Origin of the sequence: Aeromonas sp. PS2Canimalfood6 (assembly GCF_048276795.1) — a bacterium.
Lineage (GTDB): Bacteria > Pseudomonadota > Gammaproteobacteria > Enterobacterales > Aeromonadaceae > Aeromonas > Aeromonas caviae.
On sequence record NZ_JBLUXC010000023.1, the window covers coordinates 1 to 23484 of the forward strand.

At 63.1% G+C, this 23484-nt stretch carries 18 protein-coding genes, 1 tRNA gene, 1 rRNA gene and 1 riboswitch; of the genes, 14 read left to right on the forward strand and 6 right to left on the reverse strand.

Going from position 1 to position 23484, the window contains the following annotated elements:
- The 8 genes from rrf to cbl all read left to right on the forward strand — a co-directional run.
- Window positions 1-113, forward strand: a 5S ribosomal RNA gene (gene rrf, locus ACNPAA_RS11275); the annotation flags it as partial.
- 98 nt (window positions 114-211) lie between these two features.
- Window positions 212-288: transfer RNA gene (locus ACNPAA_RS11280), tRNA-Asp, on the forward strand.
- Between the two features lie 410 nt (window positions 289-698).
- On the forward strand, window positions 699-1700 hold the full coding sequence (locus ACNPAA_RS11285) for a sulfate ABC transporter substrate-binding protein (RefSeq protein ID WP_042864432.1): 1002 nt from the start codon (window positions 699-701) through the stop codon (window positions 1698-1700).
- 39 nt (window positions 1701-1739) lie between these two features.
- Window positions 1740-2315, forward strand: coding sequence for an RBBP9/YdeN family alpha/beta hydrolase (locus ACNPAA_RS11290; RefSeq protein WP_161469995.1), 576 nt, complete (start codon window positions 1740-1742; stop codon window positions 2313-2315).
- A gap of 269 nt (window positions 2316-2584) precedes the next feature.
- On the forward strand, window positions 2585-3424 hold the full coding sequence (cysT, locus tag ACNPAA_RS11295; protein WP_039039454.1) for a sulfate ABC transporter permease subunit CysT: 840 nt from the start codon (window positions 2585-2587) through the stop codon (window positions 3422-3424).
- A complete protein-coding gene (cysW, locus tag ACNPAA_RS11300) occupies window positions 3421-4314 on the forward strand; it encodes a sulfate ABC transporter permease subunit CysW (RefSeq protein ID WP_417891772.1) in 894 nt (297 codons plus the stop codon). The genes cysT and cysW overlap by 4 nt, the downstream gene beginning before the upstream one ends.
- Window positions 4315-4345: 31 nt before the next feature.
- Entirely contained in the window at window positions 4346-5413 is a 1068-nt protein-coding gene (locus ACNPAA_RS11305; protein WP_010672827.1) for a sulfate/molybdate ABC transporter ATP-binding protein, read from the forward strand.
- A 116-nt stretch (window positions 5414-5529) separates the two neighbouring features.
- Window positions 5530-6477 carry an HTH-type transcriptional regulator Cbl gene (gene cbl, locus ACNPAA_RS11310; RefSeq protein ID WP_043156146.1) on the forward strand — a complete coding sequence of 316 codons (948 nt, stop codon included), beginning with the start codon at window positions 5530-5532 and terminating at the stop codon, window positions 6475-6477.
- 111 nt (window positions 6478-6588) lie between these two features.
- Here cbl and gbpA read toward each other — a convergent pair whose 3' ends face one another.
- On the reverse strand, window positions 6589-8010 hold the full coding sequence (gene gbpA, locus ACNPAA_RS11315; protein ID WP_043156145.1) for an N-acetylglucosamine-binding protein GbpA: 1422 nt from the start codon (window positions 8008-8010) through the stop codon (window positions 6589-6591).
- A gap of 60 nt (window positions 8011-8070) precedes the next feature.
- A riboswitch (cyclic di-GMP riboswitch) is annotated at window positions 8071-8156 on the reverse strand.
- A 229-nt stretch (window positions 8157-8385) separates the two neighbouring features.
- Complete coding sequence (locus ACNPAA_RS11320) at window positions 8386-10065, reverse strand: methyl-accepting chemotaxis protein (RefSeq protein ID WP_010672830.1); 1680 nt, start codon at window positions 10063-10065, stop codon at window positions 8386-8388.
- Window positions 10066-10359: 294 nt separating this feature from the next.
- Here ACNPAA_RS11320 and ACNPAA_RS11325 point away from each other — a divergent pair, with 294 nt between their 5' ends.
- Window positions 10360-12222: a M3 family metallopeptidase gene (locus ACNPAA_RS11325; protein ID WP_201872274.1), complete on the forward strand. Its 1863-nt coding sequence runs from the start codon at window positions 10360-10362 to the stop codon at window positions 12220-12222.
- An 87-nt stretch (window positions 12223-12309) separates the two neighbouring features.
- Here the strand turns inward: ACNPAA_RS11325 and ACNPAA_RS11330 are convergent, their stop codons facing one another.
- Window positions 12310-12543, reverse strand: a complete 234-nt coding sequence (locus tag ACNPAA_RS11330; RefSeq protein ID WP_058056487.1) for a hypothetical protein — start codon at window positions 12541-12543, stop codon at window positions 12310-12312.
- Window positions 12544-12851: 308 nt separating this feature from the next.
- Between ACNPAA_RS11330 and ACNPAA_RS11335 the strand changes: the two genes are divergently transcribed.
- Window positions 12852-14156 carry a ferric reductase-like transmembrane domain-containing protein gene (locus ACNPAA_RS11335; protein ID WP_337984039.1) on the forward strand — a complete coding sequence of 435 codons (1305 nt, stop codon included), beginning with the start codon at window positions 12852-12854 and terminating at the stop codon, window positions 14154-14156.
- Window positions 14157-14171: 15 nt separating this feature from the next.
- Here ACNPAA_RS11335 and ACNPAA_RS11340 read toward each other — a convergent pair whose 3' ends face one another.
- On the reverse strand, window positions 14172-17339 hold the full coding sequence (locus tag ACNPAA_RS11340; RefSeq protein WP_201872272.1) for a S41 family peptidase: 3168 nt from the start codon (window positions 17337-17339) through the stop codon (window positions 14172-14174).
- A gap of 279 nt (window positions 17340-17618) precedes the next feature.
- Between ACNPAA_RS11340 and ACNPAA_RS11345 the strand changes: the two genes are divergently transcribed.
- From ACNPAA_RS11345 to ACNPAA_RS11360, 4 genes are all read left to right on the forward strand, one after another.
- A complete protein-coding gene (locus ACNPAA_RS11345; protein ID WP_047434434.1) occupies window positions 17619-18098 on the forward strand; it encodes a L,D-transpeptidase family protein in 480 nt (159 codons plus the stop codon).
- Window positions 18099-18262: 164 nt separating this feature from the next.
- Entirely contained in the window at window positions 18263-19789 is a 1527-nt protein-coding gene (locus ACNPAA_RS11350) for a YjjI family glycine radical enzyme (RefSeq protein WP_417891773.1), read from the forward strand.
- A 37-nt stretch (window positions 19790-19826) separates the two neighbouring features.
- Window positions 19827-20675 (forward strand): YjjW family glycine radical enzyme activase, encoded by an 849-nt coding sequence (locus ACNPAA_RS11355; RefSeq protein WP_417891781.1) that lies wholly within the window; start codon window positions 19827-19829, stop codon window positions 20673-20675.
- 117 nt (window positions 20676-20792) lie between these two features.
- Window positions 20793-21116, forward strand: a complete 324-nt coding sequence (locus ACNPAA_RS11360; protein WP_010672837.1) for a DUF1820 family protein — start codon at window positions 20793-20795, stop codon at window positions 21114-21116.
- A gap of 16 nt (window positions 21117-21132) precedes the next feature.
- On the opposite strand, the gene ACNPAA_RS11365 is transcribed toward ACNPAA_RS11360, so the two are convergent.
- Both ACNPAA_RS11365 and ACNPAA_RS11370 read right to left on the reverse strand, forming a co-directional pair.
- A complete protein-coding gene (locus ACNPAA_RS11365) occupies window positions 21133-21978 on the reverse strand; it encodes a LysR family transcriptional regulator (RefSeq protein WP_417891774.1) in 846 nt (281 codons plus the stop codon).
- Window positions 21979-22036: 58 nt separating this feature from the next.
- Complete coding sequence (locus tag ACNPAA_RS11370) at window positions 22037-23233, reverse strand: aromatic amino acid transaminase (protein WP_043156135.1); 1197 nt, start codon at window positions 23231-23233, stop codon at window positions 22037-22039.
- Window positions 23234-23484: the final 251 nt, after the last annotated feature.

Consider the following 23484-nt stretch of genomic DNA (forward strand, 5'->3'; position numbering starts at 1 on the left):
TGGCGGCAATAGCGCAGTGGAACCACCTGACCCCATGCCGAACTCAGAAGTGAAACGCTGTAGCGCCGATGGTAGTGTGGCATTCGCCATGCGAGAGTAGGACACTGCCAGGCACCCAATTAAACAGTGATGTGCAAAATCACGTTACTGGCTGCGAGGATGACACCTCATAAAGAAGCAGCAAAAGATTTAGCGAAAGCTAACCGAATGCGGAGCGGTAGTTCAGTCGGTTAGAATACCGGCCTGTCACGCCGGGGGTCGCGGGTTCGAGTCCCGTCCGCTCCGCCACTAAATTGAAAGGCCTTCCCTGTCGGGAAGGCCTTTTTGCTTTCTGGCGTCTGGATAAGAGCTCAGGGAACAAGAGGCAACCGGCGGGTCTGAATCGCCACTTGTCACGGACAACCCGCCTCTTCCCCCCTGTGGTGATTGCGTGTCTGGCATTGTCCCTTTACCCAGGGCTTACCCTTCGCTCTGGTTTGCCTTTGTTCCTCCATCTTTTCCCAACCCTGCCAATCGGCCGGGCTTTGTCGTGTCTGGAGATGAGCACCGCAAGCGCGAAAATACGCTCTGGCCGAGAGTGCCAGAGGACCATCGGGAGCTCATATGCGGATAAGAGATAAGCAAAGCGCTTTTTCTTTCTTCATGGAATATGCATAAGCGGGCATGCTGTACTCAACCCAACGATATGGAGTATCACCATGAAACTGCGAATGACCGCTCTCACCGTTCTCTCCCTGCTGGCTCTCGGTCAGGTCCAAGCCGCCGAGGTGCGGCTGCTGAATGTCTCCTATGACCCGACGCGGGAGCTGTTCCAGGAGTACAACAGTGCCTTTGCCAAGGAGTGGAAGGCCAAAACCGGCGACGATGTGGTGGTGAGCCAGTCACACGGTGGCTCAGGCAAACAGGCTCGTGCCGTGGTGGACGGACTGGAGGCTGATGTGGTCTCCCTGGCGCTGGCCTATGACGTGGATGCGGTGGCCAAGGCAGGTCTCACCGCCAGCGACTGGGAAGGGCGTTTGGCCAACAATGCCTCTCCCTACACCTCCACCATCGTCTTCCTGGTGCGCAAGGGGAATCCCAAGCAGATCAAGGATTGGGGCGACCTGGTGCGCAAGGATGTCGCCATCATCACCCCCAACCCCAAGACCTCCGGCGGTGCGCGCTGGAATTATCTGGCTGCCTGGGGCTATGCGCTGAAGAAAAGCGGCACTGAAGAGGGCGCCAAACAGTTTGTCAGCGATCTGTTCAAGAATGTGAAGGTGCTGGACTCCGGGGCACGTGGCGCCACCACCAGCTTCATCGAACGCGGGCTCGGGGATGTGTTGCTGGCCTGGGAAAATGAAGCGTTGCTGGTGCTCAATCAGCCGGGCACCAGCGACAAGTTCGAACTGGTGGTGCCCTCGGTCTCCATCCTGGCCGAGCCGCCGGTAGCCGTGGTGGACAAGGTAGCCAAGAAGCATGGTACCGAGGCCGTCTCCAAGGCTTACCTCGAGTATCTCTACTCTGACGAAGGGCAGCGCATCATCGCCAAATACCACTATCGTCCGAGCAATCCGGCGATCCTGAAGGAGACAGCGGCCCAGTTCCCCAACCTGACGCTCTTTACTGTCAAGGATCTGGAAGGCGATTGGGACAAGGCACAGAAGAAGCACTTCGCCCAGGGCGGATCGTTTGACCAGATTTACCAACCGGGCCGCTAAGAGACGCAGGCCCCTGTGACAACAGATAGGAGTACCACGATGAACAAGATCCTTCTGGTTCCCGGTCTGCACAACAGTGGGCCGGATCACTGGCAGAGCCGCTGGCACCAGCAATTTCCCCAGTGGCAGAGAATGATGGGTCTGCCCTGGGACAAGCCGGATCTCACGGTCTGGAGCGCAAAGCTGGCGAGCAAGCTCAGGAGCCGGCGCAGCCGGGTCCACCTGGTAGCCCACTCCTTCGGCGCTCTAACGGCCATCGCTGCCGCCAGACTGCAACCAGACAAGGTCTCTTCCATCTTCATCGTTGCCCCTGCCGATCCTGCCCGTTTCGGTATCCCGGATGAGGTGTTGACGGGGTCCATCAAGGTCTCTGCCCAGTTGATCGCCAGCCGCAATGACCCCTGGATGAGTTTCGAGCGGGCAGAGTTCTGGAGCCGGCAGTGGCAGGTGCCGTTGTTCGATGCGGGGGAAGTGGGCCATATCAATGCCCAGTCCGGCCATGGGGAGTGGCACCAGGGGCTCGCTTTGCTCAGCACCCTATACCGCCGTGCCGAAATGGTGGTGGAGCCTGCTCCTGCCGAGTGGGGCAAGCAGGCCGCACTCAGTTTTCGATGAGTGCCCCTCGGATTGTCTCGGCACGATTTCCAGACAGGCTGGCAACTTGGCCAGCGTGACTGACTTTGCATGTTCCCGGTTTTACCGCTCCGTCTTTTAGGTCTTTTATGTATATAAAAGACCTTTTTTTATGCTTATCGCTCTAAAAGCCTTGTTCCACCATTGTTAGATAAAAAAGTGCTTAGCAAAGGCATTATTGGTGTTTGTTGTCCCTGGCCGCCGTGAGCAAAATCGTCACATCCAAAGTATTTATAACAAACGGATGTGTTATGCGATTAAGTTCTTATTCCGTCCTGCCAGGCCTGGGGCCAACGCTGGGCTTCAGTCTGCTCTATCTGGGCATACTGGTGCTGCTGCCGCTCTCGGCACTGGTGCTGTTTGCGGTGAACAACCTGAGCGCCGCCGAGTTCTGGCAGGTGATCGGCTCCCCCCGGGTGCTCGCCTCCTTTCGCCTGAGCTTTGGCGCCGCCTTCATTGCCGCCCTGCTCAACAGTCTGTTCGGTCTGATACTGGCCTGGGTACTGGTGCGCTATACCTTCCCCGGCCGCAGACTGGTGGATGCGCTGATCGACCTGCCCTTTGCCATGCCGACTGCCGTCTCCGGCATCGCCCTGTGCGCCATCTTTGCCCCCAACGGCTGGATTGGCCAATGGGTCGCTCCGCTGGGCATCGAGCTTGCCTACAACCCCATAGGGGTGGTCATTGCCCTGACCTTTATCGGGCTGCCCTTTGTGGTGCGTACCCTGCAGCCGGTGCTGCGGGAAGCGGAGAGCGAGCAAGAGGAGGCGGCCGCGAGCCTGGGTGCCAACCGCTGGCAGACCTTCATCCGGGTACTGTGGCCGACCCTGGTACCTGCGCTGCTCACCGGTTTTGCCCTGGCGTTTGCTCGCGGCGTGGGGGAGTACGGCTCTGTCATCTTCATTGCCGGCAACCTCCCCATGGTGTCCGAGATTGCCCCCCTGATGATCATGAGTCACCTGGAGGAGTATGACTACGCCGGTGCATCGGCCATTGCGTCCGTCATGCTGCTCATTTCCTTTGTGCTGCTGTTGCTCATCAACAAGTTGCAAGCCTGGAGCTGGGCTCGCATCGGAGGAAGCCGTATATGAACGCCTCTACTGCACATCTCGATCAGGCCCAGGAGTCCGCTCCGGCCACCCCGGCGCGTCATCCCCCGGTGACCCATGAACCGGTCTGGGTCAAATGGCTGCTGGTTACCGTCGGTCTGGGCTGGTTTGCCGCCTTGCTGCTGTTGCCGCTGGCCACCGTCTTCATCCAGGCGCTGAGCCCGGGTCTGGCCTTCTTCTGGCACGCCATCAGCGAGCCGGATGCCCTGAGCGCCCTGGGGCTGACCGCCCTGGTGACGCTCTGCTCGGTGCCCCTGAACCTGCTGTTCGGTGTGGCGGCGGCCTGGGCCATCGCCCGCTTCCGCTTCCCAGGGCGGCAACTGCTCATCACCATCATCGATCTGCCGTTCTCGGTGTCCCCCGTCATCGCCGGCCTGATGTTCGTGCTGATGTTCGGCAGTCGCGGCTGGTTCGGCGAGTGGCTCGGCGAGCACGACATCAAGATCATCTTCGCCACCCCGGGGATTATCCTGGCGACCACCTTCATCACCGTGCCCTTCGTGGTGCGCGAGCTGCTGCCCCAGATGGAGGCGCGCGGCCCGGAGGAAGAGGAGGCCGCCATCATGCTGGGGGCAAGCGGGTTGCAGATGTTCTGGCGCGTCACCCTGCCCGGCATCCGCTGGAGCCTGATGTATGGCCTGCTGCTCTGTACCGCCCGGGCGGTGGGGGAGTTCGGCGCCGTCTCCGTGGTCTCCGGCCATATTCGCGGCCAGACCAACACGCTGCCACTGCACATCGAGATCCTCTACAACGAGTACCAGACCGGCGCCGCCTTCGCGGTGGCCAGCCTGCTGGCGCTGTTCGGGATCTTCACCCTGCTGGGTGAAACCCTGCTGGCCAGGCTGCGCGGCCAACCGACCCAGTCCCATTGATCCCGAATTAACGGTTATAGGAGAGGCATTCATGAGCATTCAGGTTCAAGGGCTCAACAAGCATTTCAATCAGTACGCGGCGCTGGCCGACATCAACCTCGATTTTCACGACGGTGAGCTGGTCGCCCTGCTCGGCCCCTCCGGCTGCGGCAAGACCACCTTGCTGCGGATCATTGCCGGGCTGGAGCAGGCGGACAGTGGCAGCGTCATCATCCGCGGCGAGGATGCCTCGGATCTCCATGTGCGCGAGCGCAACGTTGGCTTCGTGTTCCAGCACTACGCCCTGTTTCGCCACATGACGGTATTCGAGAACGTGGCCTTTGGCCTGAGGGTCAAGCCGCGCAGCGAACGCCCGGACGAGGCGGCCATCCGCACCCGGGTCAAGGAGCTGCTGGATCTGGTGCAGCTCAGCCACGTCGCGGCACGCTACCCGACCCAGCTCTCCGGTGGTCAGCGCCAGCGGGTCGCCCTGGCCCGGGCCCTGGCTGTGCAGCCCAAGGTGCTGCTGCTGGACGAGCCTTTCGGCGCCCTCGATGCCCAGGTGCGCAAGGAGCTGCGCCGCTGGCTGCGTGAGCTTCACGACGAGCTGCATGTCACCAGTCTGTTCGTGACCCACGATCAGGAAGAGGCCCTGGAGGTGGCGGATCGGGTGGTGCTGATGAACGCCGGCAAGGTAGAGCAGATTGGCACCCCTGCCGAAGTGTATGATCAGCCCGCCAGTGCCTTCGTGCACAGCTTCCTTGGCAGTGTGAACCTGTTTCGTGGCAGGGTGGCCGGGCAGGGGCTCGGCATCGGTGAACAGCAACTGGGTGGCCCCATCCCCTCCCATCTGGCAGAAGGGAGTGCGGCCATCGCCTATGTGCGCCCCCACGAGCTGGAGATCCTGCCCTCGGATGCCCCCGGTGGCATTCGCGCCACCATTACCCGCCTGCTGCCAATGGGGCCGCGCATTCGAGTGGAACTTCGTGGCGATGGGGAGACGGGAGGCGCCCACTACGAGGCCGAACTGAGCAAGGAGGCCGCCCGGGCCTTTGCCCCCGGCCAGGGGGTGCGTCTGGTGGCCAGGCAGGCACAGCTCTATCCCGACTACCAGATCTGAGGGCAAGCCGCGAGGTGCGGCCCTCTTTCAGGCTTGCTGCCGGGCTATGATCCCGGCAATCCATAACAAGAGGACGGTGGCACGAGCCACCGCCACTCAGCGCAGGAGGCGATGAGGTGAACTTTCAGCAATTGCGAATCATTCGGGAGGCGGCACGGCGGGATTACAACCTGACCGACGTGGCCAATGCCCTCTTTACGTCCCAGTCCGGGGTCAGCCGCCACATTCGCGAGTTGGAGGAGGAGCTGGGGCTCGCCCTCTTCATTCGCTATGGCAAGCGTCTGCTCGGCATGACCGAGCCGGGCAAGGAGTTGCTGGTGATCGCCGAGCGTATCCTTGGGGATGCCGACAACATCCGCAAACTGGCGAGCACCTTTGCCAATCGCGACTCGGGCCGGCTGCTCATCGCGACCACTCATACCCAGGCCCGTTATGCCCTGCCGAGGGTAGTGAAGGCGTTTCGGGAGCAATTTCCTCTGGTACAGCTGGAGCTGCGTCAGGGGAGCCCGGAGGAGATAGTGCGGCTGGTGCAGACCGGCGAGGTGGACATCGGCATCAGCAGCGAGCAGCTCGACAAGAGCGAAGGGGTGGTGGCCTTTCCCTACTACCGCTGGCACCACAATATCGTCGTGCCGGAGCAGCACCCTCTCACCGCCGAGCGGGAGCTGACCCTGGCCGCTCTGGCCCACTGGCCCATCGTCACCTATCAGGCCGGCCTCACCGGTCGGGCACGGGTGGATGATGCCTTTGCCGAGGCGGGTATAGTGCCGCAGATCCTGCTGACCGCCCAGGACTCAGACGTCATCAAGACCTATGTCGAGCTGGAGATGGGGGTGGGCATACTGGCGGACATGGCGTTCGATTCCCAGCGGGACAAGGGACTGGTGCAACTGGACGGCAGTCGGTTGTTTGCGCCGCACACCGCCTGGATTGGCCTCAAGCAGGGGCAGTTCCAGCACAACTTTGCCTGGCAGTTCATCCAGCTCTGCAACCCCGATCTGGCGCTGGCGGAGATCCAGGCCCGCGCCATGAGCAACGAACCCCTGCTCGACTATCAGATCTGAACCGAGGGATGGATGAAAAACGGGGAGCCATGTGCTCCCCGTTTGTTTGATGTTGACCTGATCTGGCACGGGAAACGCCGAGCGGGTTCCCGCCAGGTCGGAGACGTCCCATCACTGCGCTGTCCAGGCCTCCTGCCAGTGGGAGCCTACGCCCGGTTCATACTGGGTGGCCGTGCTCGCCCACTGGCTGCACCAGCCGCTGTAGGGGAAGGGTTTGCACTGATAGACCTTGCCGTTCTTCGGCTGCAGCACCCGGGTTCCGGCGGTGTAGGACTTGAGGCCGTCCGGGAAGGTGAACTGGTAATCGCCCCCGCTTGCCGGATCCTTGAACATGAGGTCCAGGGTCTGCTGCACCGCGTCACCACCGGCCTTGGGTTTGCCCTCGATCACCAGCTGGTGGTGGCCTGCACTCAAGCCGGTCAGTGCCATGGAGAAACTCTGGCTGCCGTCCTTGATGTCGGCACTGCTCTGTCCCCTGGCGACACCGCCGTGGTCATAGAGGGTGTTGGTGATGGCGAGATCCCCCTGGGCCGTGACGGTGAAAGTCAGGGGGAGCTTGCCGTTGTCGAGCGTGTAGTCGCTCGCCAGACCGCTCACGCTGATCCCGTTCTCAACCGGGGGCTGCTGTTGCTCAAGCTGGATCTCGACCCGTTGCAGGTTGCTGCCAGCCTTGAGGTAGACCGGGTTCTGGCCGTAGACGGGGTTGAACTGGCCGTCCGTACCTTGCTGGCCAGCACGGATCTGGCTCTGCTCGGCGTTGATCTTGCTCGCCAGGGTGTGGGCCCAGTTGTTCTTCTGGCCCTGCCCGGCGCTGGCGATGGTCAGCTCGGTCTGGAGATCGGTGCGCTCGCCATTGGCATCGAACACCCGGGTTCTGGCTTTGTCACCCGCCACCAGGTCGATGGAGGGATAGATGGTCCCTCCCTGGCTCCAGGTCAGCGGGGGCTGGGTGCCATCCTTGAACCGGGCGTCGATCAGGTTATAGAAGCTGTTGGCGGTATCCCCTACCTCCCACACCCCGAGAATGACCTGATAACCGGTACGCGGGGGCAGGGTGCACTGATGGGTCACCTGTTTGGGGGGCTGCACCATGTTGCCGTCGATGACGCAGAAGGGATTGAGATCGAACGCATCCCGGGTGAGGGGCTGGTTCGGGTTCCAGTCCTGCTTGGTGAGGTAGTAGCGCCAGTTGCGGGTCACGTGGTTGGCAGTGAAGGTCCAGCTGATGGCGAAGGGACCGGCCTGCACTTCACGCTTGGTCCAGCGATCGAGAGTCTGGGTGTTGAGCTCGCCGAATTGGGGGTGACCGGCCGAGGCTATCTGGCCGTCGGCGGGGCCGCCATCGGGGAAGCCGGAGGGGGCTTCCAGGCTCTGGGGTTCCCACTGGATGGCGCCACACTGGCTGTTGCCCCCTGTCTTGCACAGGTAGTTACGCCCTTCGGGCTGGCTGATGTAGCCGTGAGCGAGCACGCCGCCACTGGCCAGCAGCGCCAGCGCTGCCGCGAGATGGGTGAGTCGGATATTTGCTGCCATACATTCCTCTGTTCGGTGATGTGGGCAGTCACGTTGGCAGGGGAGTTCCCCGAAACACGGTGCTGCAACCCCGCTATCCTGGACAGCTTGTCTTTAGACCGGAGGCTTTGCGTCCTGGCCTTTCAACCAGTTTGCCAAATGACTACAGAAAGGATCATGGTGCCGCCTGTGGCGACCACTCATCATGACTATATTTTGTTAAAAAATTAAGTGTAAAAATTGACAGTGCCATCTCATCGGAGCAGCGCATCAGCGGCAGATGGCTCCGTCGGGATCTGCGCGCTGGTTCAGTGCGAGATGGTTGCCCGGGAGAGGCTCCCGTGGCCATGACGGGAAAGGAGCCCCTGCAAGCCTGGCAGGGGCTCACGGGGCCACTCAGTGGCGGGGTTGCATGCCTGCTCGGGAAGAAGACGCCTGGGTCGGTCGCATCATCCTGTCCTGGGCTTGGGCGTTGTCCAGCTTGAACACCGCCAGTCGCTCGTCGAGGCTTCGGGAGAGACCGGCCAGCAGTTCGCTCTCCTGGGCCAACTGGGAGGCCGCCTGGGACATCTCTAGCGCCGAGTCGTTGATGCCGCTGACGTTGCGGTTCATGTCTTCCGCCACCATGCTCTGCTGCTCCGCCGCCGTGGCGATCTGGGTCGCCATGTCGCTCACGTGCTGGATGTGATTGACGATGAGGGAGAGATCCTGCCCCGCCTTCTCGGACTGGTTGACGCTGCTCTCCGCCAGCTTGCGGCTGGCGTCCATGGCGTTGGCGGCGGTGACAGCCCGTTGCTGCAACTGGGTGATGGTACTCTGGATCTCCTCGGTGGAGTGGCGGGTGCGACTGGCCAGCTGGCGCACCTCGTCGGCCACCACGGCGAAGCCACGGCCCTGCTCGCCGGCCCGGGCCGCCTCGATGGCGGCGTTGAGGGCCAGCAGGTTGGTCTGCTCCGAGATGGCGCTGATGACCGCTGTCACCTCGCTTATCTGCATCACACCCTCCTTGAGCTGGTTGACCTGCGAGGTGGCCTGATCCACCTCGGTGGCCAGCGCCTGGATGCCGTGCACGCTGGCATGGACATCCTGGTTGCCGAGCCCGGCCTCGCTGGTGGCATCCTGGGTGTCGCGGGCCGTATTCTCTGCGTGACCCGCCACGTCGGCGATGGTGGCGCTCATCTCGTTCATGGCGGTGGCGAGCTGGGCGAGCTGATCCCGCTGACTGTTGACCGCCTGGTTGGTCTGTTCGGCGGAGGCTGCGATGCGCAGGGCGGCATCCGCCACGTTGCGGGCCCCCTGGCTCGCCTCCAGCAGGGCGCGGCGGATGGCATCCAGCCCCTGGTTGGTGGAGCTGGCGACGGCGCCGAGCTCATCCCTGCCCAGCACCGGGATGCTGACCACCAGATCGCCGGCCGCGACCCGGGCCATGGCCTTGTTGATCTCGGCCAGGGGATTGACGATGGAGCGGCTGATGGCGAGTCCCAGCAGCCCCATCAACAGGATCACCAGCAAGGTGGCGCCACCCATCCACTCATATTGCGACCACATGGTGGCCTCAATGTCCTGCAACAACACACCGGAGCCCAGGATCCAGCCCCAGGGCTGGTAGCCCGTCACCAGCGACATCTTCTGGGCCGCCTCGCCGGACGGGGAGACCCACTGATACTCCAGCCTGCCCTGGTGGCCGCCCTTGCCGAGATCCACCATGTGCTGCCAGTGGGACTCGGCAGGGTTGTTGCCCATCTGCTGGCCGACCAGCTCGGGTTTGGCGGGATGCACCACCACCCGACGATCTTCATCCAGCACGAACAGGTAGTTGTCCCCGTCAAAGCGCATGCTGTCGAGCATGGCCTTGGCCTGTGCCTTGGCCTGCTCCGGGGGGAGGGTGGCGGCCAGGGCCTGGATCCGGCTCATGGCCAGGTCCAGCACCGCCTGCAGCCTGGCTTCCCGTTCACTCATCAGATTGCGGTGCAGGGCACTGGCCGAGATGAGCAGCAGTGCGATGAAGCCGACCAGGGCCAGTGAGAGCAGCAGCATCAGCTTGCGACTCACGGCAATATCACCGAGCTTGAACATAGTCTTATCCTTACTTTCCCATGCGGGTCTGATTGTGGCCGAACTGCCGGCCGGACCTGATTGTTGTTATTTTAACATATCGTTAACTTTCAATGGGTTGCGGTGGAAAACAGCCAATTGAGCAGTTTGACAACCAGTATAGCCAGCAGACAGAAACCCTCGCTTTTGATAGCGTGATGGCGCGCATCCCGGCGCACAATTTGTCTGCTCAATTTGCAAGAAGTGTGAATGGGTTGGCATTTCACCAAAAAGGAGTGGGCGCTCCCGTGGTCGCCCCATAACAAGAGGGAAGTTATGAGTTCCATTGCCAGGAATTATCTCAATCAGCTCAATGCCGATTACCTGCAGGTGCACAGACGCAAGGAGGACCTGTTCTGGTCCACCTACATGGGCACCAGCGACGATCAGGCAGGCTTCACTGCGGCCGAACAGGCCTACAAGGCATTTTGTGCCGATCCTGCCCGCCTGCCGGTGCTGCGGGAAATGCATGCCCAGGCCGAAGAGGCGGATCTCAGGCGCGGCCTGGGGGGCTGGATCGCCTTCTTCGAGTGCAACGTCATCGAAGATCCCGGTGCCTCCGCCCTGATGGACGAGCTGGTGGCCGCCGAGGCGGATCTCTTCGCCCGTCGCAAGGGGTTGAAGCTCACCTTGCTGGACGAGCAGGGCCGCCAAGTGCCCGGCAGTCTGCCCGCCGCCAGCACGGCGCTGGCCGCCAGCAGCGACGAGGCGGTGCGCCAGAGCGCGCTCGCCATGTTCCAGACCCTGGAGCAGTGGGTGGTCGACAACGGCTATCTGGCCATCGTCGCGCTGCGCAACCGCTTCGCCCGTGCCATGGGCTATCGCGACTACTTCGATTACAAGGTGCACAAGAACGAGCAGATGAGCCCGGAGCAGCTGTTTGCCATTCTTGACGACTTCATCGCCCGCACCGATGCCCGCTTGCACCAGAGTCTGGCGGAGCTGAAAGCGGCCAAGGGGGAAGCAGCCCTGCTGCCCCACAACCTGCGCTACAGCGTGAGTGGTGACGTGACCCGCCAGCTCGACCCTTACGTGCCCTTCTCCCGGGCGCTGAAGGATTGGGTCGAGAGCTTCCGCCGCCTAGGCATCCAGTACCGCGGTGCCACCCTCACCCTGGATCTGCTGACCCGGGAGGGGAAATACGAGAACGGCTTCTGTCACGGCCCGGTGCCGAGCTTCTGGCAGGAAGGGGAGTGGGTGCCGGCGGTGGTCAATTTCACCAGCCTGGCCAATCCGGCCCAGGTGGGCAGCGGCTGGAGCGGGCTCAACACCCTGTTCCACGAGGGCGGCCACGCGGCGCACTTTGCCAACGTCACCGGCAACGCCCCCTGCTTCTCCCAGGAGTTTCCGCCCACCTCCATGGCCTATGCCGAGACCCAGTCCATGTTCTGCGACAGCCTGCTGGACGACGCGGACTGGCTCAAGCGCTACGCCAGAAACGCGGCGGGAGAACCCATCCCCGATGCGCTTATCAAGGAGATGATTGAAGCGCGCCAGCCATTTCGCGCCTTCAACGAGCGCCAGATCGCGCTGGTGGCCTACTTCGAGCGGGATCTCTACGCCATGGCAGAGAACGAGCGCACCCCGGCAGCCGTGCTAGCCCTGGCCCGCAAGTGGGAGCGCAAGATCCTGGGGGTGGAGAGCCCACGCCCGCTGCTGGCCATCCCGCACCTTCTGAACCAGGAGTCGGCCTGCGCCTATCACGGATATCTGCTGGCGCTGATGGCGGTGGAGCAGACCCGCGCCTATTTCCTGAGGCGCGACGGCTATCTCACCGACAACCCGCGCATCGGGCCGGATCTGGCCGCCCACTACTGGGGACCGGGCAACGGCATGACCCACGACGAGACACTGCAGAGCCTCACCGGCGAGGGTTTCAGTGCGGTGCCGCTGGCAGAGGCGTGCAACCGGAGTGCCGCCGAGGCGTGGCAACAGGCGCAAGCATGCATGGCGGCCGCGCGGCAGCGCCCACCGGCAGGGGAGGGAACGCCCCTCGACGCCCATATCCGGGTGGTACACGGGGCCGAGCTCATCGCCGACAACAGCGAGTCGGAAACCTGCATGCTGGCCGATTTCGAGGCGTGGATTACCCGGCGCTACTTTGCTGGAGATGTTGGGGAGGGGCGGAGCTACGTGTAGTGAGCAATTTAATGGGCGTTAACCTGTTTTGAAACGGCAATTGGCAGGCGGGGAAACCTTCCTGCCATTCTTTTTGCTCATTGTTCACTACTCATCGATGACCTTTTTTCCACAATTTTCACAGATGGCGTGGCGCTCAAAGCGATCCATGTTGGCCAGAAAGGGGCCGGCGGCCCAGCCGGTAATGAAGTCTTTGATAAATGCTGTTCGTTTTTGCTCCGGTGTCGGCTGTTTGCCAAAGGATTTGTCGACCAGCACCACGACATGGTTGGTCTCGCGCTGACAACTCGGGCAGACGCGTTGTTCAGTGGATGAAAGCAAGGGGGGACTCCTTGTGCAGAAGAGTGGGCAGCAGGTTTTCCGCCGCAGATATGTAACGTCCCCATTTGATTCCTTTTTCTGGCAGGTCGTCAATCACAGCGGAGGTGGATTGTGCGCTATCTCCTGTGAAGAGGGGCGAGCCAACAAGGGTGATCACGAGGGGCCAGTCGGTCCCTGTTTTGTTTCCGTTTGTCACACATTGCCACACAAGCTTCCCCCTCTGGCAAAGTCTTGTGACCGGGCGGGTGTGCAATGGTGCCATCAGCAGGGAGATGAGGCCCTGCCGCGATGGAACCAGGGAGCATGTTATGACGAACAAATGGATGTGGTGGCTGTTGCCGCTGCTGGTGGTCGGAGTCTGGTGGCTCGGTTATGCGGGGGATGCCAACGGGGTGTGGCCCTGGCGCCATGAGATGTTGCTGCTGACGGGTCTGCTGGGGATGACCTATATGGCCATTTCGCTGTTGCTGGCGTTACGCTTGCCGCAGCTGGAGGTGTGGTGTGGCGGTCTGGACCGGATGTTGCGATGGCACCGCCAGACAGCCATCGGCGGTGCATTGGCGCTGACCGCCCACTGGCTGGTGGTGGAGGCGCCCAAGTGGGCGATCTCGGCAGGCTGGCTGAGTCGTCCCGCCCGGCGTGGGGCCAGCGGTGTCGGAGCTGGCGCCGGAGCAGGTGCAGGCAATGGCTTCTCGATCCATGCCTTTGGCAATACCCTAGGCGAGTGGAGTTTCTATCTGCTGATCGCGCTGGTGGTAGTGAGCTTGCTGGCGCTGGTGAGTTATGGTCGCTTTCGGCTGATCCACCGGCTGGCCCCGCTCATCTATCTGGCGGGGTGGGGGCACGGGCTCTGCCTGTTGCCTCAGGTAGGGGCCATGACCCCTGTTGGGGTATCGATCTGGTTGATCGGCGGGATCGGCGCTATCGGGGCCCTCTACTCCCTGCTGGGACAAGTGGGAGTGCGGGATCGCCATCCGGGCCGGGTCATTGCGGTGCGGGGGCTGGCGGATCACACCTGCGAGCTGACCATGCAGCTGGAGCGGCCGCTCGCCCATTACCGCCCGGGCCAGTTTGCCTTCTTCGAGTTTGACGCCAAGGAGGGGCCGCACCCCTTTACCCTGGTGCGGGTGTCAGCGGATCGGCGCCAGTTGGTGATCGCGGTGCGGGCGCTCGGGGATCATACCCGTCAGCTGGTGGCAGAGGCGCGCGCCGGGGATGGGGTGGTGGTGACCGGGCCCTATGGCGCCTTTGTCGCCCCGCAAGGGGGAGGTAGAGCCCTCTGGCTGGGGGCCGGGATAGGTATCACGCCGTTTGTGGCCTGGCTGGAGGGGTTGGCAGCCCGTGGGGAGCGAGGCGAGGGGATCACCCTGATCCAGTGCGCGCCGGATCTGGCGGGGGCTGTCTACCACCGACGGTTGGCCGAGCTCTGTCATCGCACCGGTGTGCGTTATCAGCTGCATCTGGACAAGGCGGCCGGGCGGCTGGATCTGGCTCGCATCGCGCAGGATGCGCCCGAGCAGGTGTGGTTTTGCGGGCCGGAGGGGATGGCAGATGCCCTGACCCGGCTGTTGCCGGACGGGCATCTGCATCGCGAGCTGTTTCGCTTTCGTTGAGCTCGATGGGCGCCGTTATTTGGCGCTGGCTGGCAACTGCTTGAGGGCGGCTTGTACTGCCGCCTCCAGTTGCGGGTCGCGCCCGGCCACCATGTCTGCGGGGGGGAGGGGCACCTGCAGATCCGGGACCAGCTCCTGATTCTCGTAGAAGGTGCCGTCCGGTTTGCGCAGCCCCAGGGTCGGAATGCCGTAGGAGAGTCCCGGGATCAGCCTAGAGTCGTGGCTGTAGACCATGGTGCCGGTGCCGGGCACCGGATCGCCGACGATGGGGCCGACCTTGAGGGTGCGGTAGTACTCGGGGAAGGCGGAGCCTTCCGAGTAGCTGGCGGCGTTGACCAGCACCACCGAGGGCTTGGTCCACTGGCGAGTGGCGGCGTCGGTTTCCCCCTTGCCCTGACGGGGCCAGCTGCTGGCCATCCCCTTGCTGCTGCCGCTGCCGGTCAGAAACTCCACCAGGGTATTGGCGAGATAGCCGCCGCTGTTGAAGCGGACATCGACGATCAGCGCATCGCGATTGCGCTGTCTGCCGAGGGCATCCGCCACCACCGCATCGTAGACCTCGCTATTCATTGCCGGCAAATAGACGTAGCCGACCCGTCCTCCGCTCAGGCTGGCCACCAGTTCCCGTCGTTTCTCAATCCAGCGATCCTGTTGCAGCTGGTACTCCTGCTGCTTGTCGATGGCAGTGAGCACTACCTCGTCAGTTTGCTTGTTGCCCTCCTGCTGGAAGGTGAGGGCGAGCCGGGCACCAGCCTGATGGTTAAGGGCCTGATCCAGCTCGGCCAGATTGGCAATCGGGACGCCGTTGATGGCGAGCAGGCGGGCGCCCGGGGCGATATCGCTCTCCTGATCCAGCGGGCCGCCAGAGAGCATGGCGATGAGCTCGACCCCTTGCTCGCCATCCTGCCAGTAGCCGCCCAGGCTGGCGGTCTCATCCGCCATGCGCGGGAAGGGGGCGGGGGCGCTGCCCCAGGTGTGGGAGACATTGAGCTCGCCAGCCAGCTCCGCCAACAGGTTGCCAAAGTCCCGCGGGTTGCCGATGCCCGGCAGCAGGCGGCGGTAAGCGGCGACATAGCGATCCCAGTTCACCCCGTTCATATCGTCCAGATAGAACTCGTCCCGGGTGAGCCGGGCGATCTGATCGAAGGCGGCGGTCATGCGTTCCTGCCAGCGGCTGGTGAGCTGCAAGGCGAAGGGGGCGCTGGTGGCTTCGCCGGAGTCGAGGTGGATCCGGGTGATCTCCCCATCCCGCACCAGGGTAGCCAGGGTGCCCTGCTGGTTGAGGCTTGCCAACGCTGGGCCGGGCTGCTCGCCAAACAGTTCGCTGGTTTTGCCTTTGCGCAGATCCTGGCTGTAGCCCTTGATCTCGCTCTCGCTGTTGACCCCCATCTCCTCCACCAGATAGATCAGCTGGTCGCCGATGATGCGGCTGGCGAGCAGGGTGCCGGTGGGTTGCAGCAGCAGCGCTTCTCTATGGTTGAGACGATCGCTCTCAAAGCCGTATCCCCCTTTCGGCGGCTCCAGTTCGGCAATCGCATCAGCTCTGGCGGCGCGGCTGCTGTAAATGCCGAGCAGGTTGGTGACGAGGGGCTCGCCATCGGGCCCCAGTGCGCCAAACCGGGTCGATTGCCAGTAGAGGATGGCGCCATCCTGACTCCAGGCTGGTGCCCCGTCCTGATAACCGTTGAGGCTGACATTGACCGGTTTGGCCTTGGGATTGGCCGTGTCGATCACCGCGATCTCCTGCTCTGCCGCATCGGGGCGGAAGGTGAGCGCCAGATGGCGGGAGTCGGGGGCAAAGGCGAGATGCACCTCGTGGCGCGAGGGGTTGAAGCTGGCAGGCACCAGCTCCCGCTGCTTGTTGCTCGCCAGATCCAGCAGGTGGATGGCCTGGCCATCTACCACGAAGGCGAGCTGCTTGCCGTCGGGGGAGAGCACCGGACGGCTGATCCCCTTGCCGGGAATGGCCAGCAGCAGGCTCTCGGTCAGAGTGCCGGGATCGCTGAACAGCAGATCCGGATCCCCCTTGCGCAGGCGATAGAGGGCAGCGTGCCCCTGCTGCTCCGACAGATAGATGAGGGCGCGGCCCTGCTCGGCGAAGAGGGGGCTGGATTGCTCGCTTGGATCTCGGGTCAGCTGACGCACCCGCTCCCGCTCGGGGTCAACGGCAAACAGGTTGCCCTCGCTCACCAGGATCAGCTCATCCGCCTCTTCGCTGACCAGCGCTTCGTCTGCCAGGGTCAGGGCCTCGCTCGCCTCATCCGGCGCGCTGGCCACTTGCGGGGTGAGGGTCAGCTTGCGTGGCTCGCTGCTACCGGCATCAAGGCGATAGAGTTCCCCCAGCCATGACCAGACCAGATCGCCATTGCGAGAGGCGCTGAGCCCCCGCACCGGATGGCCCTGATAGTGGGTCAGCTGTTGTTCCTTGCCGCTGGCGAGGTCCCGGCGCCAGACGTTGAAATCGCCGCTGCGCTCGCTCAGGTAAAAGAGAGTATCTCCCTTGTCGCTCCAGACCGGATCGGTGGCCGCCACCCGATCTTCGGTCAGCTGCTTGTGCTGCTTGCCATCAAACAGCCAGAGGCGGGGCACCGCAAACGAGTGCTGATGCTTGCGAAAGGGTTGATCCGCCGCGGGCATCTGGTAGACGAGCCGCTCCCCGTGGGGACGGGCCAGGGTCGCAGGCAGCGGCAGGTCGGCCTGCAGGGTGCCGCCGGTGATCGGGGTCCAGTAGAGCTCGCCCCATTGGTAGCCTTCCGCGACAAAATGGTCGGCATCTGGCGCCCCCAGGCGCTGGCTGCTCAGCAACAGCCGTTTGCCATCGGCGCTGAAGGCTTGCGGCAGATCGGTGCGCGAATCGCGAGTGAGGCGCACCATCTCGCCGCCGCTGGCAGGCACCACGAACACATCCTCGTTGCCGTAGAGATTGGCGGCAAAGGCGAGCTGTTTGCCATCCGGCGACCAGATTGGCCGCTGGCTCAGGTAGTCGCTGCCGGTGAGCGCCGTGGCGTGGCCTCCCTCGGCACTGGCGACAAAAATGCGCCCCTGCCAGGTGAAGGCAAGCTGCTTGCCATCGGGGGAGAGGGCGGGCTCGCGCAGCCAGAGTGCATCGGCGGCGACACAGGCAGGCAGCCAGAGCAGAAGTGGCGAGAACAGCAGGGTGGCGAGGCGGCACGAAGAGCGCATGGCATGATCCTGTCGGGGAGTGGAGTGTTATCTTCGCCGATCATTGCCCCGGGTGCCAGCGCGATAATTTTTGGTATCTTGTTGTTTTAACTGTTAATTACTAATGCCAAATGACGGTGTCCAAGGAAGATGGCCTTGCTGCGGCAAGATATGTTTTGCCGGGCATATTGAGTATTGATGGCGATCCAATATCATGGCGCTCGCTCGCCGCTCGGCGGGCATCGTTCAGATGATCTGGTAACAAGAAAAGCCCGCACCAGAGGCTTGTCGAGGGATGGAATGAGAGCCGTATTACTGTGTTTGTTGGGGCTTTGGCCCGCATTGAGTTTTGCCTTTACCGAAAAAGCCGATTTGGTGGTGGTCAAGAAGTCGACCTATAGCCTGACCCTGATGAAGGATGGCAAAGAACTGAAGCGCTACTGGATTGCTCTGGGCCCGGCGCCCAAGGGGCACAAGCAGCAGGAAGGGGATCAGCGTACTCCGGAAGGACGCTACACCCTCGACTACAAGAAGACCAATTCCGGCTACTACAAAGCCATCCATATCAACTATCCGAACCTGGATGACATCAAGCGCGCCAATGAGCTGGGTGTTCGTCCGGGTGGCATGATCATGATCCACGGCCAGCGCAACAGCATTGGCAACCGCAGGGTTCAGCCTTCCAACTGGACCAACGGCTGCATCGCCATGCTCAACCACGAGCTGGATGAAGTGTGGGATGCCGTTGACCCGGGAACGCCCATCGTCATCGAGCCCTGATCCGCACAACGGGGGCCTTGTCGGCAGACAAGGCCCCCGTTCTGTTTGGGGTGTGATCCTCTCTCGCGGATGTCTTTTTGAGACATTCGTATTGTTGTGAATGTCACTTCAAAAAAAGCCTGCAAATGGTGAGGATATGGGCTCTGTCTGTGAAGGAGTGTCCCATGTCTTTGATCGAAACCTGTCAGCGCATCGTGCGCGATCCCCATCTCTCCGCCGCCCAGAAGAGCCACGCACTGGCGCTGGCCGCCGAGAATGCGTTGCCCTACCCCGACCTGCCTGCCGCAGTCGCCGAGGCGATGGAGCAGGGATTTATCTGCGACATGTTCGAAGGGCACGCCCCCTACAAGCCGCGTTATGTGTTGCCGGACTATGAAAAATTCCTGGGTCAGGGCTCTTCCTGGCTGGAGCTGGCGCCGCCGCAGGATTTCGACGAGGCGCTCAACGCCCTGCGCATCCTCTATCACCATGTCCCCTCAGTCACCGGCATGCCGGTCTGGCTGGGGCGGCTCGACCATCTGCTGCTGCCGTTCGTCGGCGAACTGGATGACGAGACCCTCTATCGCAAGCTGAAGGGGTTCTGGGTCTATCTGGACAGGGTGCTGCCGGACGCCTTCATGCACGTCAACATCGGGCCGGATGACAACCGGATCTGCCGCCTGATCCTGCGCATCGACAACGAGCTCAAGCAGGTGGCCCCCAACCTCACCTTCTTCCACGATCCGGAGCAGACTCCCGACGATCTGCTGCTGCTGGCGGTGAAGAATATCGCCGAGTGCAGCAAGCCGCATATCGCCAACTACCCGGTCCATCGCGATACCTTCGACCAGCGTGGTTTTGGCATCGTCAGCTGCTACAACGCCCTGCCGCAGGCCGGTGGCGCCAACACCCTGGTGCGCATCTCCCTCAAGCGAGTCGCCGAGCAGGCACAGGGGATCGATGACTTCCTCGGTTGTCTGCTGCCCCACTACTGCCGCCTCACGTCCCAGCTGATCGCGGTGCGCGCCGCCTTCCTGCACGAGGAGTCCGGTTTCTTCGACAGCTTCCTGGTCAAGGAGGGGCTGCTGGATGAGGAGCGCTTCGTCCCCATGTTCGGCATCTACGGCATGGCGGAAGCGCTCAACATCTTGATGGATAAAGAGAATCTGCCGGGCCGCTACGGTCACGACGAAGAGGCGAACCAGCTTGGCTATCGCATCTCGGCCCAGCTTTCGGAATATGTTACTGCGACGCCGCAGGCCCATGCCTGGGGTGGGCACGCTCTGCTGCACTCACAGGGCGGCCTCAGCATCGATGTGGCGGTGACCCCGGGGGTACGCATTCCCTACGGGCAGGAGCCGGATCCGGCCAGCCATGTGCTGGCGCTGGCGCCGCACCACGGCTACTACCACTCGGGGATCAGCGAGATCCTGACCCTGGATCTCACCATCCGCCAGAATCCGCAGGCACTGCTGCAGCTCTGCAAGGGGGCCTTCGCCCTCGGCATGCGCGAGTTCACCGCCAACGTGGCCGACAGCGATCTGGTGCGGGTGACCGGCTACATGATCCGCAAGCGCGATGTGGTCCGCTTCGCGGCAGAAGGCTCGCGGCTGCAGACCACCAGCCTCGGCGCCGAGGCGAGCGAGCTGACCGGGATCCGCCAGCGGGCACCGCGGGTGGTGGCTATCGAGACCCTCTTGAATGAGCACTGAGAACGGCAGGCAGAAGGGGGCCGAGCTCAGGGCGACGGTGAGCCGCTGGCTGCCCTTCTCCTGCGTGGACGGCCCCGGCAACCGGCTGGTGCTGTTTTTGCAGGGCTGCAACTTCCGCTGCCCCGGTTGTCACAATCCCCACACTATCGGGCTGTGCGACGATTGCGGCGACTGCCTTGCGGTCTGCCCGAGTGGCGCCCTCACCATGAGCGAGGGCAAGGTTCATTGGCAGGAGGCGCTCTGCACCGATTGCGACGCCTGTCTGGAGGCCTGCCCGCGCAGTGCCAACCCCAAGACGCACCAGATGTCGGTGGCAGAGGTGCTGGCCCTGCTGCGTCGCTATGGCCCGCTGCTCACCGGCGTCACCGTCTCTGGCGGGGAGGCTACCACCCAGTTGCCCTTCGTGATCGCCCTGTTCACGGCCATCAAGGCTGCGCCGGATCTGGCCCGTCTCACCTGCCTGCTCGACAGCAACGGATCCCTGGGGGAAACGGGTTGGCAGCGGCTGCTGCCGGTGCTGGACGGCGCCATGATAGACCTCAAGGGGTGGCGCGAGCCTGTGCATCTGGCCCTGACCGGGCGGGGCCGCGAGCGGGTGCTGGCGTCGCTGCAACTGCTGGCGCGGGCGGGCAAGCTGGCGGAGGTGCGGCTGTTGCTGGTGCCGGGGCGGAGCGATTTTCTCGATGCCACCGGCGCGCTGGAGGAGGCGTTGACGACCTTTTTGCTGTCGCTGGGACCCGTACCCATCCGCCTCAACGGTTTTCGCCACCACGGGGTGCGAGGGGAGGCGCTGTCATGGCCAGAAGCCGGGTCGGCTGATCTGACAGTGCTGGCCAACGCATTGAAGGCCAAGGGGTTTGGGTCGGTGATGCTGCCTGCGATCTGAGCTCTGCGGCACGTAGGGATGCTGAGACCCGATATGACGCAACTGTGAACTCTGTCTATAGGGGCTGTCCGAGGGGACGGCTAGAATGGGCAAACCGTCCATCACCAACAGATACCCATGAGTGAATCCAACGCCCTTTATCGAGTGCAGTTCATTTGTCACAGCGAGCGTTACGAAGTCTATGTAAGAGAGGTGAATCAGGGCCAGCTGTTCGGGTTCATCGAGATCGCCCACTTCGTGTGGGACAACCACACGGCGCTCATCGTCGACCCCAGCCACGAGAAGCTGAAGAGCGAATTTGCCGACGTCACCCGCACCCTTATTCCCATGCACCACGTGCTGCGGGTCGATCAGGTGCGCAAGCAGGGGGCCGCCCGCATCACCGAACTGGGCAACAACGTCACCTCTTTCCCAGGCCCCATCTATACCAAGAAGCCCTGAGTCTTGCCGCTAGGCATCATTGTGGGGCGTCCAGCTCCCGGGCCAGTTGCAGGATGCGCTGACGGAACCAGCGCAGGGCGGGATCTTCCCCCAGGGGGCCATACCACACCAGGCTGTGGGTCACGGCACCGTAATCGAAGGGGACAGGGCGGCTCACCAGCCCCTGGGTACAAGCCCGGGTAGCCCAGCCCTTCACGGCCGTGAGAATGAGATCGCTCTGGCGCAGCAGGGCGGCGGCGCTGCCAAAATCCGGCAGGGTGACCCCCAGTCTGCGCCGTACCTGGCGCTGGGCCAGACTCTGCTCGAAGAAGGGGTCGGCCAGCTCCTGATCGCGAATGGCGATGTGGCGCCAGCTCAGGTAGGCATCGAGATCCCAGGGGCGCGTCAACGCCGGATGATCCGCGCGCATCAGGCAGACCAGCTCGTCCTCCCGCAAGGTTTCCCAGACGAGGCCGGGCTGATTGACCCCGGGCTGGCTCTGATCGTGGGGCAGGATCACGAAGTCGAGCTTGCCCGCCGCCAGAGCAGCCAGTCCCTGCTCGTCCTTGTTACGCACGACGGGCATCAGCCCCGGCACCTCCTGCATCAACTGACCCAGGACGGCTCCCATGGGCCAGATCATGCTGCTCTCCCGCATCGCCAGGTTCAGCTCCCCCTGCCAGTTGGCAGGGGCAAATCCTTCCTGGCTGGTGAGGCCGTTGAGCTCCCCCAGCAGTTCGCGCAACTGGTTGAGGGTCTTGCTGACGGTGGAGGGGGTGGTGCAGAGGCGCTCGGCGCTGCGGGTGACACTGCGGGTGTCGAGCAGCAGATGCAGGGTCACCAGGTGGCGACCGCCGAGGCGGGAGAGGGCAATGAGATCCATCACGGTTCCACGGGCAAGGGGACAAATGAAAAGCCCCGCCTGAGCGGGGCTTGCGGGCTTAGCCCTTGAGCACGGCGGCCATGGCGTCGGCCACGTAGTCGACGTTGCGGCTGTTGAGGCCCGCCACGCACATGCGACCGGAGCGCACCAGGTAGACGGCGAACTCTTCCCGAAGACGGTCCACCTGCTCCGGCGTGAAGCCGGTGTAGCTGAACATGCCGCGCTGGTTGATGAAGTAGCCAAAATCACGGCCCGGCACCTTGGCACTCAGCACCTCGAACAGCTTCTGGCGCATGGCCTTGATGCGGGTGCGCATCTCGGTCACCTCACCGACCCACATGGCGTGCAGGCTGGCGTCGTTCATCACCGCCGCGGTGATCTGGCCGCCGTGGGTGGGGGGGCTGGAGTAGTTGCGGCGCACGGTGGCCTTCATCTGGCCGAGCACCCGGCTCGCCTCTTCGGCATCCTGGCAGATGACCGACAGGCCGCCGCAGCGCTCGCCATAGAAGGAGAGGTTCTTGGAGAAGGAGTTGCTGACGAAGAAGCTGACACCGGCGGCCACCATGGCGCGGATGGCATAGGCGTCCTCTTCCAGCCCGTCACCGAAGCCCTGATAGGCGATGTCCATGAAGGGGATCAGGTTCTTCTCGACCACCAGGGCGATCACCTGGTCCCACTGGGCACGGGAGAGATCCACCCCGGTCGGGTTGTGGCAGCAGGGGTGCAGCAGCACGATGCTTTTCGCAGGCAGGCTGCTCAGGCAGTCGATCATGGCGTCGAACTGCACGCCGCCGGTGGCCGCATCGTAATAGGGGTAGTCGTGCACCTTGATGCCGGCCCCCTCGAACATCGCCTTGTGGTTGTCCCAGGTGGGATTGCTGACCCACACCTCGGAGGTCGGGAAGTAGCGCTTGAGCAGATCGGCACCGATCTTCAGGGCGCCGGAGCCGCCGATGGTCTGGATGGTGGCGATGCGACCCGCCTTGACCGCTTCATGCTCGGCGCCAAACAGCAGGTGCTGCACCGCGGTGCGGTAGTTGGCGGCGCCTTCCATCGGCTGGTAGGGGCGCGGGGCCGGGGCAGCGGCGCGCTGCGCTTCGGCCTGCTGCACCGACGGCAGCAGCGGAATGCGTCCCTGCTCGTCGTAATAGAGGCCAATCCCCAGGTTCACCTTCTGCTCGCGGGTATCTTTATGGAAGGTCTCGACTAGCGTCAGTATGGGGTCGCCAGCATAGGCATCGACGTGTTCAAACATGGGGGGTCCTTGAAGTTGACTGTCCAATTCGGCCGGCCATCAGCCGGGCCGATATGATGGCGCAATCCAGAGGTGGCCTCAAGTTGTTCGAGATGGCGACAGGGCTGACAAAGTCTGTCGCAGTGGTAAGCGCGGGGCCCTTGCCAGGATCCTGCATCCCGTCTGCACGTTCCCCCCATTTTGTCAGAGAAGGCTGCCTTATCGGGATCGTTTGGATAATATATGGATACATACGGCCCCTCTCATTCCCC